Annotated in this window: 15 protein-coding genes and 1 tRNA gene; 9 read left to right on the top strand and 7 right to left on the bottom strand. The window is 71.7% G+C overall.

Going from position 1 to position 16689, the window contains the following annotated elements; translation table 11 throughout:
- Positions 1-50: 50 nt before the first annotated feature.
- Positions 51-1085 (top strand): DNA topoisomerase IB, encoded by a 1035-nt coding sequence (locus ABT295_RS12710; protein WP_352394783.1) that lies wholly within the window; start codon positions 51-53, stop codon positions 1083-1085.
- A 99-nt stretch (positions 1086-1184) separates the two neighbouring features.
- Here the strand turns inward: ABT295_RS12710 and ABT295_RS12705 are convergent, their stop codons facing one another.
- Positions 1185-1670, bottom strand: a complete 486-nt coding sequence (locus ABT295_RS12705; protein ID WP_352394782.1) for a pyridoxamine 5'-phosphate oxidase family protein — start codon at positions 1668-1670, stop codon at positions 1185-1187.
- Positions 1671-1857: 187 nt separating this feature from the next.
- Between ABT295_RS12705 and ABT295_RS12700 the strand changes: the two genes are divergently transcribed.
- Complete coding sequence (locus tag ABT295_RS12700) at positions 1858-2295, top strand: hypothetical protein (RefSeq protein ID WP_352394781.1); 438 nt, start codon at positions 1858-1860, stop codon at positions 2293-2295.
- Between the two features lie 85 nt (positions 2296-2380).
- Here the strand turns inward: ABT295_RS12700 and ABT295_RS12695 are convergent, their stop codons facing one another.
- Positions 2381-3859, bottom strand: coding sequence for an MDR family MFS transporter (locus ABT295_RS12695; RefSeq protein WP_352394780.1), 1479 nt, complete (start codon positions 3857-3859; stop codon positions 2381-2383).
- Positions 3860-4158: 299 nt separating this feature from the next.
- Here ABT295_RS12695 and ABT295_RS12690 point away from each other — a divergent pair, with 299 nt between their 5' ends.
- The 5 genes from ABT295_RS12690 (at position 4159) to ABT295_RS12670 (ending at position 9543) form a co-directional block, all read left to right on the top strand.
- Positions 4159-5136, top strand: coding sequence for a LacI family DNA-binding transcriptional regulator (locus tag ABT295_RS12690; protein WP_352394779.1), 978 nt, complete (start codon positions 4159-4161; stop codon positions 5134-5136).
- A gap of 154 nt (positions 5137-5290) precedes the next feature.
- Entirely contained in the window at positions 5291-6328 is a 1038-nt protein-coding gene (locus tag ABT295_RS12685) for an alpha/beta hydrolase (RefSeq protein WP_352394778.1), read from the top strand.
- 73 nt (positions 6329-6401) lie between these two features.
- Entirely contained in the window at positions 6402-7769 is a 1368-nt protein-coding gene (locus ABT295_RS12680) for an ABC transporter substrate-binding protein (protein WP_352394777.1), read from the top strand.
- A gap of 5 nt (positions 7770-7774) precedes the next feature.
- A complete protein-coding gene (locus ABT295_RS12675) occupies positions 7775-8719 on the top strand; it encodes a carbohydrate ABC transporter permease (protein ID WP_502991143.1) in 945 nt (314 codons plus the stop codon).
- The gene (locus tag ABT295_RS12670) at positions 8719-9543 is read left to right on the top strand and encodes a carbohydrate ABC transporter permease (RefSeq protein WP_352394776.1); all 825 of its coding nucleotides are present in this window, start codon (positions 8719-8721) and stop codon (positions 9541-9543) included. The genes ABT295_RS12675 and ABT295_RS12670 overlap by 1 nt, the downstream gene beginning before the upstream one ends.
- Positions 9544-9627: 84 nt before the next feature.
- Here ABT295_RS12670 and ABT295_RS12665 read toward each other — a convergent pair.
- Positions 9628-9704: transfer RNA gene (locus tag ABT295_RS12665), tRNA-Pro, on the bottom strand.
- Positions 9705-9800: 96 nt separating this feature from the next.
- Positions 9801-10742, bottom strand: coding sequence for a metallophosphoesterase (locus ABT295_RS12660; RefSeq protein WP_352394775.1), 942 nt, complete (start codon positions 10740-10742; stop codon positions 9801-9803).
- Positions 10743-10797: 55 nt separating this feature from the next.
- Between ABT295_RS12660 and ABT295_RS12655 the strand changes: the two genes are divergently transcribed.
- Positions 10798-11253 carry a GatB/YqeY domain-containing protein gene (locus ABT295_RS12655; RefSeq protein ID WP_352394774.1) on the top strand — a complete coding sequence of 152 codons (456 nt, stop codon included), beginning with the start codon at positions 10798-10800 and terminating at the stop codon, positions 11251-11253.
- Between the two features lie 82 nt (positions 11254-11335).
- On the opposite strand, the gene ABT295_RS12650 is transcribed toward ABT295_RS12655, so the two are convergent.
- A complete protein-coding gene (locus ABT295_RS12650) occupies positions 11336-13798 on the bottom strand; it encodes a transglycosylase domain-containing protein (RefSeq protein WP_352394773.1) in 2463 nt (820 codons plus the stop codon).
- Between the two features lie 276 nt (positions 13799-14074).
- Here ABT295_RS12650 and ABT295_RS12645 point away from each other — a divergent pair, with 276 nt between their 5' ends.
- Positions 14075-14377, top strand: a complete 303-nt coding sequence (locus ABT295_RS12645) for a WhiB family transcriptional regulator (RefSeq protein ID WP_352394772.1) — start codon at positions 14075-14077, stop codon at positions 14375-14377.
- A gap of 48 nt (positions 14378-14425) precedes the next feature.
- On the opposite strand, the gene bagB is transcribed toward ABT295_RS12645, so the two are convergent.
- Positions 14426-15601, bottom strand: a complete 1176-nt coding sequence (bagB, locus tag ABT295_RS12640; RefSeq protein ID WP_352394771.1) for an ArsA family ATPase — start codon at positions 15599-15601, stop codon at positions 14426-14428.
- Positions 15598-16671: an ATPase BagA gene (gene bagA / locus ABT295_RS12635; protein WP_352394770.1), complete on the bottom strand. Its 1074-nt coding sequence runs from the start codon at positions 16669-16671 to the stop codon at positions 15598-15600. The genes bagB and bagA overlap by 4 nt, the downstream gene beginning before the upstream one ends.
- Positions 16672-16689 lie beyond the last annotated feature (18 nt).

Genomic DNA, 16689 nt, shown 5'->3' with positions numbered 1-16689 from the left:
GCGGGGCACGCGCCGGTTGGTCGGGCACCCCCAGGGGGTAATTGCTGGATGTGAGACTTCGGCGCAGTGCTCTCGACAAGTCCGGCATCCGACGCGTCCGGCGCGGCAGTGGCTTCGGCTACGTCGACGCCGACGGCCAGCGGGTCGACGCGGAGACGAGGGAGCGCATCACCGCCCTCGTCATCCCGCCGGCCTGGCAGGACGTCTGGATCAGCCCGCACCCGAACGGGCACATCCAGGCCGTCGGCACCGACGACGCCGGGCGCCGCCAGTACCTCTACCACGACGCGTGGCACGAGGCACGGGGCCGCGAGAAGCACGACCGGGTGCTCGTGCTGGCCCGCAAGCTCCCGGCGGCGCGCAAGCAGGTGGCGGCCGACCTGCGTACCAACGGCCTGACGCGCAAGCGGGTCACGGCGGCGGGGTTGCGCATGCTCGACGCCGGCCTCTTCCGCAGCGGTGGGGAGGAGTACGAGGCCGAGCACGGTTCGCACGGCGTCGCGACCCTGCTGCGGTCGCACGTCACCGTGAGCGGCGAGGACGTGACGTTCGAGTTCCCCGCCAAGTCGGGGGTGACGCGCGAGGCGGTCATGACCGACCAGCTGCTCGCGCGGATCGTGCTGTCGCTCAAGCGAAGTGGCTATCCGGGCGAGCGCCTCCTCGCCTACCGTGACACGAACGGGTGGCACGAGCTGCACTCGAGCGACCTCAACGTGGCGTTCAAGGAGCTCGTCGGCGAGGAGTACACCGTCAAGGACCTGCGCACCTGGGCGGCCACCGTGACCGCGGCCGTGACGCTGGCGCGCACCGGCCCCGTCGACTCCGAGCGTGAGCTGAAGCGAGCCGAGAAGGACGCGATGAAGGTCGTGTCCGAGCACCTCGGCAACACCCCTGCCGTGGCCCGTCGGTCCTACGTGGACCCGCGCGTCCTCGACGAGTACGCGGTCGGGCGCACCATCGCCCGCAGCCTGAACCGCCTGACGAAGGCCGACCGAGCACGTCTCGAGCTCGGTGAGATCGTGCGCGTGCGTGACCGCGACGCCCTGGAGCGCGCGGTCATGCGCCTCGTCAAGGGTGCCGCCTGACCCCGCCGGACGGGCTCGTCGCTCAGCACGACGGCCGGGTTGCCCACGGGGAGTGGGGAACCCGGCCGCATACGTGCTCGTGACGAGCGTGGGGACTGCTCAGAGGTCGACGACCTCGTTGTCGCCCTCCATGCGCTCGCCGGTCACCTTCGCCTTGATGAAGTTGGCGATCTGGGTGACCTTGGCGCCGGGGGAGTCCCAGTACTCCGCGGAGTCGGCGCTCACCTTGATGAGGATGTTGTTCGGGTTCTCCGGGCCGCCCTCGAGCCAGGCGCCGGTGAAGGTGTTCCACAGCTCGGCCAGCTTGGCCTCGTCGTCGACGATGGTGGCCGTGCCCGACAGCGAGACCCACGAGCTCGAGCTGCTGTAGGCCACGTTGACGCGCGCGGGGGACTGCGCGGCGATGTCGCGGGCCTTGTGGCTGTCGCGCTCGGCGATGAAGAGCACGTCGCCGTCGAACTCCACCTCCTGGGTCGCCATCGGGTGGCTGACGAGGGCGCCGTTGCCGTCCGTGTGGGTCAGCATCGCGATGCGGATGTCCTTGATCAGCTCGGCCACCTTGGCGGTGCCGTCGTGCTCGCTCATGGCGTTCTCCTCGTCGTGCGGGTCGGTCGTGCTGTCGGTCGGTCCGTACCCGAACCACGGTCGTCGGGCTCGGTCGTGTCGAGGGTTCAGGCCGCCGGATGCCGCCCCGTCAAGAGGCCGGGTCGTCCGGGACATCTCGGGCGCGGCGAGGACTAGGGTGACGCGCACCACCAGGGGAAGGTCGACCATGTCAGCACGCACCACCGGGCGCCGCGCCCGCACCCGCACCCGCACCTGCACCCGCACCGTCAGCGTCGCGGCCGCCGTGGCGGCGGCCGCGCTCGCCCTGCCGCTCGCGGCCTCGCCCGCCAGCGCCAACTCGTTCAGCGGGCGCATCTACCAGGGCTCGTACTCCTACGACGACGGCGCGGACCGGTTCTGCGTGCACGCCGACGAGGTGGACATCCGCGACCGAGCGGTCGTCTCGGTGACCCTGACGCCCTACGACTCCTCGCGCGGACCGGTCGTGCGGCTGGCCGACGTCGACACCCCGGGCCGCGACTGCGCGAGCCTCGCACGGGCCTACGAGGACACGCACTACCGCGCCGTCATCAAGAGCCTGCTCAGCTTCGACCGGCTCGGCGGGTCGACGTACAAGACGAAGACGGTCGACTTCTACAGCTGACCCACACCTCCGGCCCAGGCTCCGACCCGCCCACCGGTTCGTGCGGTGGGCGCGTCGGCCGGACCGGTGCGGCGCGACCTCTGGCTCAGCCCGCCGCCCGCTCCGGTTCGCCGGCCCCCTGCGGCACGGCGTCGACGCGGTCGCCGGAGCCGCCGTGCTCGACGTCCTCGGCGCGCGTGTGCGGCATGAGCAGCCCGGCGAGGATGCTGACGCCCGCAGCGACGAGCACGGCGAGGAAGACGCCCGTCGATCCCGCCTGCACCGCGTCGGCCGAGCCGTCACCGCCCCGGGAGGCGATGATCGCGTTGGCGATGGCGCCGAAGATGGCGACGCCCACCGCGCTGCCGATCGAGCGCATGAACATGTTCGTGCCCGTCACGACGGCGCGCTCGTTCCACGGCACCGACGCCTGGGCGGCGATGAGGGTCGGAGTGGCCACCAGGCCGAGCCCGAGGCCCACGACGAGGCACGAGCCGGCCGTCGCCCACACGCCGGGCGTCGACGACGTGAGCCAGAGCGCGAGCGCACCGATCGTGGCGACCACGAGACCGAGGAGCGCCGTGGGCCGGAAGCCGACGCGCATGTAGAGCCGGCCCGACTGCGACGCGGAGATCGGCCAGCCGATGGTGAGGGCGGCGACGGCCAGCCCGGCCACGATCGGGGTGGCGCCGGTCGAGCGCTCGAGGAAGGTCGGCACGTAGGAGGTGAGGCCGACGAGCACCGCGCCGATGCCGATGCCGATGAGGCAGGTGGCGACGACGAGGCGGCGGGTCAGGGTCTCGAGCGGCAGCACCGGCTCGGCCGCCCGGCGCTCGACGAGGCCGAAGACGACGAGCAGCAGACCGCCGACGACGAACGCGCCGATGCTCTGCCACGAGCTCCAGTCCCACGCCTGACCGCCCTCGAGCACGGCCAGGATGAGCAGGGTCAGCGCCACCGTCAGCAGCCCCGCCCCGGCGTAGTCGATGCGGTGCCGACGACGCTCGACGGACTCGTCGTAGTTGCGCCACAGCATCGCGCCGGCCAGGAGGCAGAACGGGATGTTGACGAAGAAGATCCAGCGCCACGAGGCGAACTGGGAGAAGACGCCGCCGAGCGTGGGGCCGACGACCGACGAGACGGCCCACACGCTCGCGATGTAGCCCTGGGTCTTGGCCCGCTCGGCCACCGTGTAGATGTCGGCGGCGATCGTCGTCGTGAGCGGCAGCACCGCGCCCGCGCCGAGGCCCTGGACGGCGCGCATGACGATGAGCGAGCCCATGTTCCACGCGAGGCCGCAGAGGATGCTGCCGAGCAGGAAGAGGCCGATGCCGAAGAGGATGACCGGCTTGCGACCGAACGTGTCGGCCACCTTGGCGTAGACCGGCACCGAGACGGCCTGCGCGAGCAGGTAGACGGAGAACAGCCACGGGAACTGCCCGAGGCCGCCGAGGTCGTCGACGATGGAGGGGACGGCGGTCGCGAGGATCGTCGAGTCGAGCGCGATGAGCGACGTCGCCAGCATCAGCGCGATGAGGATGGGGCCGCGGTCGGACCGGAACCCGAGGTTTGACGAGGTCGACACGATTCTCCAGTGCTCGCAGGGACATCGGGAGACAACGCCACCCACCGGCATTCATTCCCCCGATGCCCACCCTCCGGTCGGGGGGTGTGGCCCGGGTCCGTCGATCCGGCGCCGGTCCGTCGACAGGTCGGGGGACCGAACCCGGATCAGGCGGCCGGACACCGGTCCCCACCGGCGCGAGACCCATCGTGGACCTCGTTGGACGCGTCCCCGGACGAGGGTGGGCGCTGTGGCGGTGCACAGGGGGCGACCGCGGGTGCGAGAATGCCCAGCGCAGAGCAACGCCGAGGAAGGTGCTCATGGAGCGAGTCACGATCTATGCCGTCGCCTCGGCGGCCAACGTCAGCATCTCGACGGTCTCGAACGCGCTCAACAAGCCGGAGCGGGTCAACGCCGAGACGCTGGCCCGCGTGCTCACCGTCGCCGACGAGCTCGGCTACGTGCCGAGCGAGCGTGCGGTCGCCTTGGCCCGCCGCCGTACCCACAGGGTCGGGGTGATGGCGCCGTTCACCTCCTACGGCTCCTACCTGCGCCGGCTCGCGGGGGTGCTCGACGCCGCCTCCGAGAAGGGCGTCGACATCGTCGTCTACGACCACGAGTCCGCAGCGGTGGCCAGCTCGCCCGTGCTTGCCGGGATGCCGATCCACGGGCGCCTCGACGGCCTCATCGTCATGGGTCTCGAGATCGAGGGGTCGATCGCCGAGCGGCTGCACCACCGGGGCCTGCCGACCGTCGCGCTGGACGCGGGTAGTGACCGCTTCAGCCGGATCGTCTCCGACGACGTCGAGGGCGGCCGGATCGCGGCCGCGCACCTCGTGGAGCGCGGGCACCGCCGGCTCGGCTACCTGCTCGAGCGACAGGTCTCGGACTACGAGTCCCAAGCCGTGAAGCGGCTGGCCGGCTTCCGTGAGGTGGCCGAGCGTGCCGGGGCCACCGTGGAGGTGCTCCACTCCGGCAACTCAGTGGCGCAGGCGCGGGCCGAGGCCGGCCGGATGCTCGAGGGGGCCGACCGACCGAGCGCGGTCATGGCCCACCACGACCTGCTGGCCGTCGGCGTGGTGCTCGCGGCCCGGGACCTCGGGCTGAGGGTGCCGGACGACGTCGCGGTGATGGGGTGCGACGACGGGGAGGCCGCCGTCGCCGCTGACCTCACGACGGTGCGCCAGCCCTTCGAGCGTTCGGGGCGCGTCGCCTTCGAGATGGTGCACCGGGGCGTGGCCGGGGACCGGACCACCGTCGTGCTCGACCTCGAGCTCGTCGTCCGCTCGACCACCTGAGGACGGCCTCGGGCGCCGGTCACGGCTCGGGACATCCGCTTGGGCCCCGGTAGTAAAGTGCTTTACAAAAACCCTTGACAGGGGCCGGTGCGTCGACTTGGCTGGCACCTGCCGCCACCGGACGCCGACGTCCGCGGTAGGGAGGATCGACCGGATGGACGACGCCGTGCGCGAGTTCCTCGCGACGAAGCCCGACTCGGGCTCTCCCGACGACCCCCTGCCCCGGCGCCGCCGGGCCATCCTCGCGGCCTCCGACGAGCTCGCGGCCCGGTGGACGACGCCGGGCCCCCGCGGGGTCGCCGTGCGCGACGTCAAGATCGACGGGCCGGCCGGCCCGAACGGCACCGACGGCCCCACCACGCCCCTGCGCCTGCGGGTCTACGACGCCGGGCCGGCTTCGCGTCACGGCGTGCACGTCTTCCTCCACGGTGGGGGCTTCTGGCTCGGCTCGGTAGACGAGGACGTCGTCGATGCGACCTGCCGGGAGCGGGCGGCGACGGGCTGCGTCGTCGTCTCCGTCGAGTACCGCCACGCGCCCGAGCACCCCTTCCCGGCGGCCGTCGAGGACGGCTACGCCGCGCTGTGCTGGGTGGCCGAGAACGCATCCGCCTTCGGGGTCGACAGCGACGCCGTGTCGGTGGGCGGCGTGTCCGCCGGCGGCACCCTGGCCGCGGCCCTCGCCCTGGCCGCCCGCGACCGCAGCGGCCCCGCCATCGACCTGCAGGTGCTCGAGGTGCCGCTGCTCGACCTGACGCTCGCGACCCTGCACGCCTCGGGGGTGCCCGACGACTACGGGCTCACCGCGGCGGAGATGGCGATGTGCGCCGAGCAGTACCTCAGCGACCCCGCGCAGGCCACCGACCCGCTCGCCTCGCCCCTGCTCGCCGACGACCTCTCCGGGCTGCCGGAGGCGCTCGTGCTGACGGCCGAGCTCGACCCGCTGAGGGACGACGGCGCCCGCTATGCCGAGCGCCTGCAGGAGGCCGGGGTGCCGGCCACCCACGTGCGCGCGCCCGGCATGGTGCACGGCAGCATCGTGCTGACGGCCGAGTGGGAGCCCGCCCGCGCCTGGCAGGCGCGGGTGCACGACGCCCTGCGTGCCGTGCACGGGGGATCCCGCGCGGCGTCCGCCGCCCCCAACCGTGCCGACCGGACGGGTGACCCTGTGCCCGCCGACAACCGCACCACGTAGGACCCACGGTCGGACGACGACCGGCAACCGGTGGCGCCGCCGCCAGAACGTCACTTTCGAGGAGGAGACCGACGTGCCAAACATCCCCACCCGTCGCAGTCCGGGCCGGACCGCGCTGGTCGTCGCGGCATCCGTCGCAGGGCTGCTCGCCGCCGGGTGCAGCGCCCCGGGCAGCTCGACCGAGAACGCCGCCCCGGCGGCCACGGGCACCCTGTCGTCGCCGCCCACGTGCGGCGACCAGCCCGTCAAGCTCAAGGGCTACTTCGAGACGGGCTTCCCGCTGCCCAAGGAGCTGTCGACGGAGTTCACGAAGCAGTTCCCCAACGTCACCTTCGACATCCGCGAGGACCAGTTCGCCGTCATCACCCAGAACGCGCCCCGCGTGCTGGCCGACGACCCGCCGGACCTCATGCGCCTGCCGCAGGTCTCCGAGCTGGCGAAGGAGGGACTGCTCAAGAACCTCGACCCCTACGCCACGGCCTTCGGCTGGGACCAGTGGCCCGAGTCGCAGCTGGCCCAGATGCGCGTGGCCGAGGACGGCTCGCGCGGCTCCGGACCGCTCTACGCCCAAGGCCTCAACTTCAGCCTGACCGGGGTCTTCTACAACAAGGACCTCGCCGCGAAGATCGGCATGACCCAGCCGCCAACGACGCTCGACGAGCTCGACTCGGCCCTGGCGAAGGCCAAGGCCGCGGGCATCGTGCCGATCAACCAGTTCAACGGCGGGGCGACCGGTGGTCTGGCGTTCCCCCTCCAGCAGCTGATGGCCTCGTTCGGCGAGGTCGGGCCGATCAACGACTGGATCTTCCAGAAGAAGGGCGCGAGCATCGACACGCCGAACAACCTCAAGGCCGCCCAGCACCTGCAGAAGTGGATCGACGCCGGCTACTTCGCCGACGACATCAACTCCCAGGACTACGCGGCCATGATGAGCCGCTTCATCGGCGGCAAGGCGCTGTTCATCTTCGACGGCGACTGGGAGTCGGGCAACCTCGACAAGCAGATGGCCGGCAAGGCGGGCTTCTTCCTGATGCCCCCGGCGACCGCCGGCGGCAAGCAGGCCGCGATGTCGGCCCCGCTGACCTTCGGCATCAGCGCGCGCGCCGCGAACGCCGACTGCGCCGCGTTCTTCCTCAACTGGGCGGCGACGAACCAGAAGGCGCGTGAGATCGGCGTGACCGTCGGCGGCTCGCACCCGATGGGTCCGGCCGACGCATACATGCCTGCGGTCAAGGAGGGCACCGTCACGGCGGCGACCCTCGAGGCCGGCGCCAAGGTCGGCAAGGACAACGGGTCGATGGACTTCATCGCCAACGCCACCGGCGCGATCTACGCCAAGTCGTGGACGCCCAACCTGCAGAAGATGGTCGGTCGCCAGCAGACGCCCGAGGGCCTGCTCAGCACCGTCCAGAAGGACTACGAGACCCAGGTCCGGAACTGAGTCCCGTGGACCCGGCCAGGCCCGACGACGCGGTCACGAGTGCCCGGCCGCTCGCGTCCCGGGGGGAGCGGCGTCCTCGACGCCGCGCCCTCCGGGGCTGGCAGGGCTGGCTCTTCGTGCTGCCGGCGCTCACGTTCTACGGCGTGTTCGTGCTGCGCCCGATGGTGCTGTCGGTTCAGTACTCCTTCTTCGACTGGAACGGCATCGGCGCCTCCACGTTCGTCGGTGGCGAGAACTACGTGCGGCTCTTCACCGACCCCGACCTCTTCGGCGCCATCGTCAACGCGTTCGAGCTCATCGTCTTCTTCAGCCTCGTCCCGGTGGTGCTGGGGCTCGGCATCGCAGCGACGATCCGGCAGATCGCGGCCTCGCGCTTCGCCGCCGTGTCGCGCACGGTGCTCTTCCTGCCGCAGGTCATTCCGCTCGTGGCCGCGGGCATCATCTGGACGTGGCTCTTCTCGAGCACGGGTCTCGTCAACCAGGTGCTCAAGGGCATCGGGCTCGAGCGGCTCACGCGGGCCTGGCTCGGCGACTTCGACACCGCCCTGCCGGCCGTCGGCGTCATCGGGGCGTGGGTGCTGCTCGGGCTCGTCACGCTGCTGCTGCTGGCCGGTATGAGCCAGATCGACCCCGCGCTCTACGAGGCCGCGCGGCTCGACGGCGCCGGGCCGTGGCGCGAGTTCATCTCCATCACGCTGCCCTCGCTGCGCCAGGAGATCGGGGTGTGCGTCACCGTGACGGTCATCGCCGCGCTCGCCAGCTTCGACATCATCTACATCTCGACGCAGGGCGGCCCGGGCAACGCGACGATGGTTCCCGGCCTCGAGATCTACTACCAGGCGTTCTTCGAGCGCGAGGTCGGGCAGGCGTCGGCGCTCGGCGTCGCCCTCATGGTCCTCGTCCTCCTCGCCGTCCTGCCCATCCAGTGGCTCACCAAGGAGCGTGACTGATGCGCGTCTCGCGCCGGGAGGTGCTGCTCGGCCGCGCCCTGCTCGTGGTGCTCATGGCCGTCACGATCGTCCCCTTCCTCAGCCTGCTCGTCACGGCCCTGCACCCGTCGGGCACCTACCCCGAGGGCATCTCGTGGCCGGCCGATCCCCAGTGGGGCAACTTCGCCGACGCCTTCACGGCGGCGAACATGCCGGCGCTGCTGCTCTCGAGCGCCCTCATCGTCGTCGGGGTCGTGCCCGCCTCCCTCGTGCTCGGCACGATGGCCGGCTTCGCCTTCGGCCACCTCCGGATGCCGGGCCATCGCGCAGGATTCCTGCTCTTCGTCGTCGGCCTCACGCTGCCGTTCGAGGGGATCCTGACGCCGCTCTACTTCCAGATCCGGGACATGGGCCTGCTCAACACGCGGTGGGCCATCATCCTGCCGCTCATCGGCCTCTTCATGCCGTTCTCGGTGCTCTGGATGCGGGCCTTCTTCGTCGGTATGCCGGACGACCTCTCGGAGGCCGCGCGCATCGACGGGGCGACGACGTGGCAGCTGTTCTGGCGGGTGCACGTGCCGATCGCCATGCCGGCGCTCTCGTCGCTCGCGATCCTGCTCTTCCTCTGGACGTGGAACCAGTTCCTGCTCGCCATCGTGCTGGTCGACGACCCGGCCAAGCGCACCATGGCCGGCGCCCTCGGGGCCTTCCAGGGCCGCTTCGGCACCGACATCCCGCTGCTGTGCGCCGGCTCGCTGCTCATCATGACGCCGACGCTCGTGGTCTTCCTGATCTTCCAACGTCGCTTCGTCGCCGCCCTGCTCCAGGGCTCCGTGAAGGGCTGACGCGGGGCCTGCAGACCCGCCACAAAAAGAAGAGCCGGACCCGTATGCTGCGGGTCCGGCTCTTCGGCGTCCTGCGACACCATGTGGTCGGGGTGACAGGATTTGAACCTGCGACCTCTTCGTCCCGAACGAAGCGCGCTACCAAGCTGCGCCACACCCCGGTGCTGCGATCGGGACGTCCGAGAACGTCCGAGGCAGCAAGCAGAGATGCTAGCGCAGCCTGCCGTGCATCTCCGAATCGGGGGTGGACGAGCAGGTCAGCCGCGGGGCACGAGCGTCATCAGGGTGGCCTCGGGTCGGCAGGCCAGACGCACCGGTGCGGTCGGCGAGGTGCCGAGCCCGGCGGAGACCTCGAGCCACGCCGCTCCCTCGGGAGCGCGCGTCGTGGGGGTCCACGGGGTGCCGCCGGCTCCGGGCCACCAGCGGGAGAGGCCCTTGACCCGACCGGTGTCGAGGTCGCAGTTCGTGACGAGCGCGCCGTAGCCGGGCACGCAGACCTGACCGCCGTGGGTGTGCCCCGCCACGATGAGGTCCGCGCCGTCGGCGGCATACGCGTCGAGCACGCGCTGGTAGGGCGCGTGCGTCACGGCGAGCGTCAGGTCGGCCTCGGGGGAGGCGGAGGCCCGCACGCGGTCGAGGCGGTCGTAGCCGAGGTGCGGGTCGTCGACGCCCGCGACGTCGATGCGCAGGCCGCGCACCGTGAGCGAGTCGCGGCGGTTGGTCAGGTCGACCCAGCCGCGCGAACCCAGGCCCCGCACGAGGTCGGCGGTCGGGAGGCGCTCGGAGGTGCCGACGCCCTTCGCGTGGTTGGTCGTGAGGTAGCGCAGCGGGTTCTTCACCTTCGGCGCGAAGTAGTCGTTCGAGCCGAGCACGAAGACGCCCGGGAGGCCGAGCAGCAGGTCGTAGGCGTCGAGCAGGGCCGGCACGGCGTCCGGGGCGGCGATGTTGTCACCGGTCGTGACGACGAGGTCGGGGTCGAGCGAGGCGAGGCTGTGCACCCAGGCGGCCTTGGCGCGCTGCCGCGGCAGCAGGTGCAGGTCCGAGAGGTGCAGCACGCGCAGCGGCTCGGTGCCCGCCGGCAGCACCGGCACGTCGTAGCGGCGCAGCACGAAGGCGTTGCGCTCGACGAGCGAGGCCCACCCGAGCACGCCGGTGCCGGCGAGCCCGAGGCCCAGGACGGTCTTGGTGACGGCACGCATGGGCCCCATCCTCGCACTGCGTGCGCCGCGTCCACGACCTGACAGACTTGGGGCCATGAGCACCCTCAAGGAGCAGCTGCAGGCCGACCTCACGACCGCGATGCGCGCCCGCGACGCAGTGACGTCCGGCTCGCTCCGGATGGCGCTGACGGCGGTCACGAACGAGGAGGTCGCCGGCAAGGAGCACCGCGAGCTCTCCGACGACGACGTGCTCAAGGTGCTGACCAAGGAGGCCAAGAAGCGGCGCGAGGCGGCCGAGGCCTACACGGGCGCCGGGCGCGCGGAGCTGGCCGCCAAGGAGGTGGCCGAGCTCGCCGTGCTCGAGTCCTACCTGCCGAAGCAGCTCGGCGACGACGAGCTCGAGGCCATGGTGCGCGAGGCCGTCGCCGCCTCCGGCGCATCAGGTATGCCGCAGATGGGCCTCGCGATGAAGGCCGCGAACGCCGCGGTGGCGGGCCGCGCCGAGGGTGGCCGGGTCGCCGCGATCGTGCGCCGGGTGCTCGCGGGCTGAGCAGTCGGCCATCGGGCCACGGACGTGCAGGAGGGGCCGACGCGTTGCGCGTCGGCCCCTCCTGTCGGTCCCGCCCTCCGGCTCAGCCGGGCGGGGGCGGGGTGTTCGGCTTCGTCGGCTTGCCGGGCTTCGGCTTCGTCGGCTTCGTGGGCTTGGTCGGCTTCGGCGTGGCCGTCGTGGGCGTGCTCGGCGTGGCGTTCGAGCCGGAGCCGGAGCTCGTCTGCGACGCTGGGGCCGAGCGGCTCGAGCCGCGCGAGGTGTAGATCGTCACGTACGAGCCGTCCGGGGCCTGCCCGTACGGGTCGGTGCCGGCCACGCGTCCGCTCGGCACGTTGGAGCTCATCGAGCCGCCGACGCCGGCGGAGAAGCCCGCAGCCTCGAGGGTGGAGATGGCGTCGGAGACCGACAGGCCGGTGACGCTCGGGACGTCGACCTGGTCGCCCTTGAGCAGCTTCTCGGAGGGCTCCTGGAACTTGACCTCCGGCTGGCCGTCGAGCGCCTTGTTCATGATCCCCTTCCAGATCGGCGCCGCGATGGCCGCACCGTGCATGACGGGGTAGAACTTGCCGCCGACGCGGATGTTCTTCATGACGCGGGTGATCGGGTCGTAGGGCGTGCCGACCCAGACGGCGGTGACGAGCTGCGGCGTGTAGCCGACGAACCACGACTCGTTGTTGCCGTTGGCCGTGCCGGTCTTGCCGGCCGACTCACGCTTGCCGTCGTCGAGCTGGTTCCGGATGCCCGAGCCGTGCGTCATGTTGTACTCGAGGAACTTGTCGGTCGCCCGCGCCACGTCGGGCTCGACGACCTGCTCGCACTTCGTCGCGGGGAGGGCGATGTTCTTGCCGCCCTGGGTGATCTTCGTGATCGCGACCATCGGGCACTTCTTGCCGTCGGCGGCGAGGACGCCGTAGGCGTGGGCGACGCCCTGCGGGGAGACGTCCGAGGCGCCGAGGATGTACTGCGGCGCGAACTTGCCGATGGGCTCGCCGTCGGACTGGTGCAGTCCCAGGCGGATCATCGTGTCGCGCACCTTGCAGCCGCCGAGTTGCTCGGAGAGGGCGACGAACGCGGTGTTGGTCGACTTGGCGGTCGCCTCCATGAGCGACATCCGGCCGCCGCCGAAGGGCGTGTCGTTGCGGACGTACCAGGTCGAGCCGGGACCGCAGTTGGCCATCCCGCCCGGCCACTCCTTGGGGGTGTACTTGGCCCGGCTCTCGCCACCGGCCGCCTTGGCGTTGACGGACGACTTGGTGTTCATGCCCGACTCCATGGCCGTCACGAGGGCGAAGGCCTTGGCGGTCGAGCCGAACTGGAAGCCGCCGGAGCCGCCGTAGCGCTTGTCGAGCGCCCAGTTGATGCCGGTCTCGCCGCCGGAGTCCTTGGTGACGGAGTACTGGGTGTTCTGGGCGAAGGCCTTGACCTGGCCGGTGTTGGGGTCCGCGATGTAGGCGGCCGAGCCGATGCGCTCGTCGTTGCCCATCGGCACCTTCTTGGTGATCTCCTTCTGGGCCGCCTCCTGCAGCTTCGGGTCGAGCGTCGTCGTGATCGTGACGCCGCCGCGGTAGAGGGTGCGCTTGCGCTCCTCGACCGTCTTGCCGAGCTGGGGGAGGGTCATCGCGTAGTTGACGATGAAGTCGCACCAGTAGGGGTACGGCGAGGCGAGGCAGGTGCTCTTCGGGTTGCTGATGCGCATGTCCTGCTTGAGGGTGCGCTTCTTGGCCGCCTGCCACTGCTTGTCGGTGATGCGGCCGAGCTCGTGCATGCGGTCGAGCACGACGTTGCGGCGCGCGACGGCCTTCTTCGGGAAGTTGACGGGGTCGGTGACGCCCGGGTTCTGCGTCAGGCCGGCCAGCAGCGCCGCCTGGGAGAGCGAGAGCCGGCTCGCCGGGACGCTGAAGTAGTGCTGCGCCGCCGCCTCGACGCCGTAGGCGCGGTCGCCGTAGTAGACGAGGTTGAGGTAGCCCTCGAGGATCTGGTCCTTCGTCAGCTTCTTCTCGAGCGTGATCGCGTACTTCAGCTCCTTGAGCTTGCGCATGTAGTCCTTCTTGACCGCGTCGGCGGCCGCCTCCTCGTTGCCGGAGCTGAGGGCGGAGTACTGCAGCGAGATCTTCACGTACTGCTGGGTGAGCGACGAGGCGCCCACCGACGAGCCGTTGCGCAGGTTGGAGATGACCGCGCGCGCCGTGCCCTGCAGGTCGATGCCGCCGTGCTCGTAGAAGCGGTGGTCCTCGATCGCGACCTGCGCCGAGCGCATGATCGGCGCGATCTTGGCGAGCGGGACCACGGTGCGGTTCTGCTCCTGCGGCGTCGCGATGACGGTGCCGTCGGCAGCGAGGATGCGGGAGGTCTGGGCCAGCGGGTCGGTCGTGAACTCGCTCGGGAGCTCGTTGAAGACGTCGACGCCGCTGCGGGCGAGCGCGCCGGTCGCGCCGACCGCGGGCATCACCAGGCCGGCGGCGAGCAGTCCGAGCACGAGCGCGGACGCGAGGAACGCGCCGAGCAGGCTGATGACGCCACCGATCGAGGTAGTGCGTGAAGACATGGGCCCAAGGGTAACCGCTCACCCTATGGCCACCGGTCTCGTGCCCACACGCACCCCTTTACCGGCGTGGCGCGAGGGTGGATGATCAGGGAGGAGGGGGTCTGGGTGACTAGTCACTCGCTCGCCGAAATGGTCCATACAGGCTATGTCCGGGCGGCCGCGTCGCTCGTAATGTCTCGTTTGGGCCTCAGGGGGGCCCAGATTCGACCAGGACCGGTGGGACGGTCCAGGTCTGCTCGGTGTCATGGGAGGTGCCGAGCGGGGAGGGGTTATGTCATGAGTGCTGTCATCGTCGATCCGTGGGTGGACGAGTGGGCCACGCAGGCCCGTTGTTCCGACCAGGACCCGGATGCACTGTTCGTGCGGGGCAAGGCCCAGCACGACGCCAAGGCCGTCTGCAAGACGTGCCCGGTGCTGGCCCAGTGCCTCGCCGAGGCTCTGGACAACCGCACCGAGTTCGGTGTCTGGGGAGGCATGACCGAGCGCGAGCGCCGGGCCCTGCTGCGCAAGCGCCCCGACATCACCTCGTGGAAGTCCGCCCTGCGCGCCGGCATGGCGTCGCAGGTCAAGGCCGACTGAGCGCGAGCCGACCGAGGTCGGGCCCACTGGGGCCGACCGGCCGACCGGTCACGCCTGCGCGAGCGCGGCACCGACCTCTCGGAGACCGTCGAGGTCGTGCACGTCCCGCCCCAGGGCGGGTACGTGCGCGACGGCGATGCCGGGGTGCGACCGTGAGAAGCGGTCTGCCAGCTCGCGCTGGCGCTCCGCCGTGCTCACGAGACTCGCGTGCAGCCGGAGCAGGCCGGCGGCGTTGGTCGCCGACCGCGGCCCGCCGCCGTCCTCGAGCGACTCGGCCACGGCGAGCGCGCGCTTCGGGCTGAGCCCGGTGGCCGCCACTCGCCCGAGACGGTTGACGACGAGGCCCGCGAGCGGCATGCCGTCCGCCTCGAGCCGGTCGACGAAGTAGGACGCCTCGCGCAGCGCGTCGCGCTCCGGCGCGGCGACGACGAGGAAGGCCGTGCCGCGCTCCGACAGGAGCCGGTACGTCTCGTCCGCGCGCTCGCGGAAGCCGCCGAACATCGTGTCGAGGGCGTTGACGAACGTCTGGACGTCGGTGAGCAGCTGGCCGCCGAGGATCTTCGTCATCGTCGACGTGACGAGCTGCACGCCGACGCCGAACACCTTGAGGCCGGCGCGGCCGCCTGCCTTCGCGGGCGCCGTGAGCAGCCGGATGAACCGTCCGTCGAGGAAGCTGCCCAGCCGGTTCGGCGCGTCGAGGAAGTCGAGGGCCGAGCGCGACGGCGGCGTGTCGACGACGATGAGGTCCCACGGGGCCTCGGGCGAGCCCGCGCTCGCCTTGAGCTGGCCGAGCTTCTCCATCGCCATGTACTCCTGCGTGCCCGCGAAGGAGCTGCTGACCGCCTGGTAGAAGGGGTTGGCGAGGATCTGCTCCGCCTTGCCCGGCTCGGCGTGCGCGAGCACCACCTCGTCGAACGTCCGCTTCATGTCGAGCATCATGGCGTGCAGGCTGCCGCCCGCCCGGGTGTCGATGCCGCCGACCGGCCGCGGGGTGTTGTCGAGCTCGGTGAGGCCGAGCGACTGCGCGAGTCGGCGGGCCGGGTCGATGGTCAGCACGACGACCCGGCGACCGGACTCCGCCGCCCGCAGCCCGATGGCTGCCGCGGTCGTCGTCTTGCCGACCCCGCCCGAGCCGCAGCACACGACGATCTGGGTCTCGGGGTCGAGGAGCAGGGCGTCGACGTCGAGGGCGGGGGCGACGGGCCCCACCGCGCCGGGGCTCACGCCTCCGCCCCGGTGCCCGCGCCGGAGGCCCCGGCCCCGGACGGTGACGCGCCGGCGTGCCCGGCGAAGAGCGGCGCGAGCAGGTCGGCGAGCTCGCGCACCGAGCCCGCGTCGACGCCACCGGGCAGGGCCGGCAGCGTCACGATCGGCAGCCCGGTGGCCTCGAGCAGCGCGAGCTGCTCGCGCTCGAGGTCGACGCGCTCCGCGTGGTCGCGGGCCTCCTCGAGCAGGCCGTCGACGAGCTCGGCGGTCACCGGCACCCCCGCGTCGGCGAGCTGGGTGCGGATGGAGGCCTTGTGCAGCCGGCCCGCGCGGGCCGAGTCGAGGGCGGCGTCGTCGAGCAGCGGCTCGCGCACCATGTTGACGACGATCGCGCCGGGGCGCAGGCCCTTGCCACGCAGCTCGTCGATGGACTCGAGGGTCTCCTGCACGGGCATCTCCTCGAGCAGCGTCACGAGGTGCACGCGGGTCTGGTTCGACGTGAGCAGCCGGGTGATCGACTCGGCCTGGGTGTGGATGGGTCCGACCCGGGCGAGGTCGGCCACCTCGGAGTTGACCGAGAGGAAGCGGCCGATGCGACCGGTCGGCGGTGCGTCGAGCACGAGGGCGTCGAAGGCCGCCGGTGCGTCGCCCTTGTGGCGGCCGTCGCGCCGGCGGCGGTTGGCCTCGTAGATGCGGCCGATGAGCAGCACGTCGCGCACGCCGGGCGCGATCGTCGTGGCGAAGTCGATGGCGCCGAACTTCTCGAGGAGCCGCCCGGCGCGTCCGAGTTTGTAGAAGAGCTGGAGGTACTCGAGCAGCGCCGTCTTCGGGTCGACCGAGAGGCCGACGACCTCGCCGCCGCCGCCGAGGCGCGCGATGCGGGTCTCGTCCGTGCCGAGCGGCGGCACGTCGAAGGTCTGGCTGATCCCCTGGCGCCCCTCGACCTCCGCGACGAGGACGCGCCCGGGCGCGGACGCGAGCGCCAGCGCGACCGCGGCGGCGACCGTCGTCTTGCCGGTGCCGCCCTTGCCCGTCACGACGTGCAGTCGCGCTCCCGGCCAGGGGCTGGCCGCATGGTCGGTCGTCACGGGCCCAGCCTAGGACCG

Origin of the sequence: Terrabacter sp. NPDC000476 (assembly GCF_040300125.1) — a bacterium.
Classification (GTDB): Bacteria; Actinomycetota; Actinomycetes; order Actinomycetales; family Dermatophilaceae; genus Terrabacter.
This window is presented reverse-complemented; position numbering and strand designations above follow the sequence as displayed.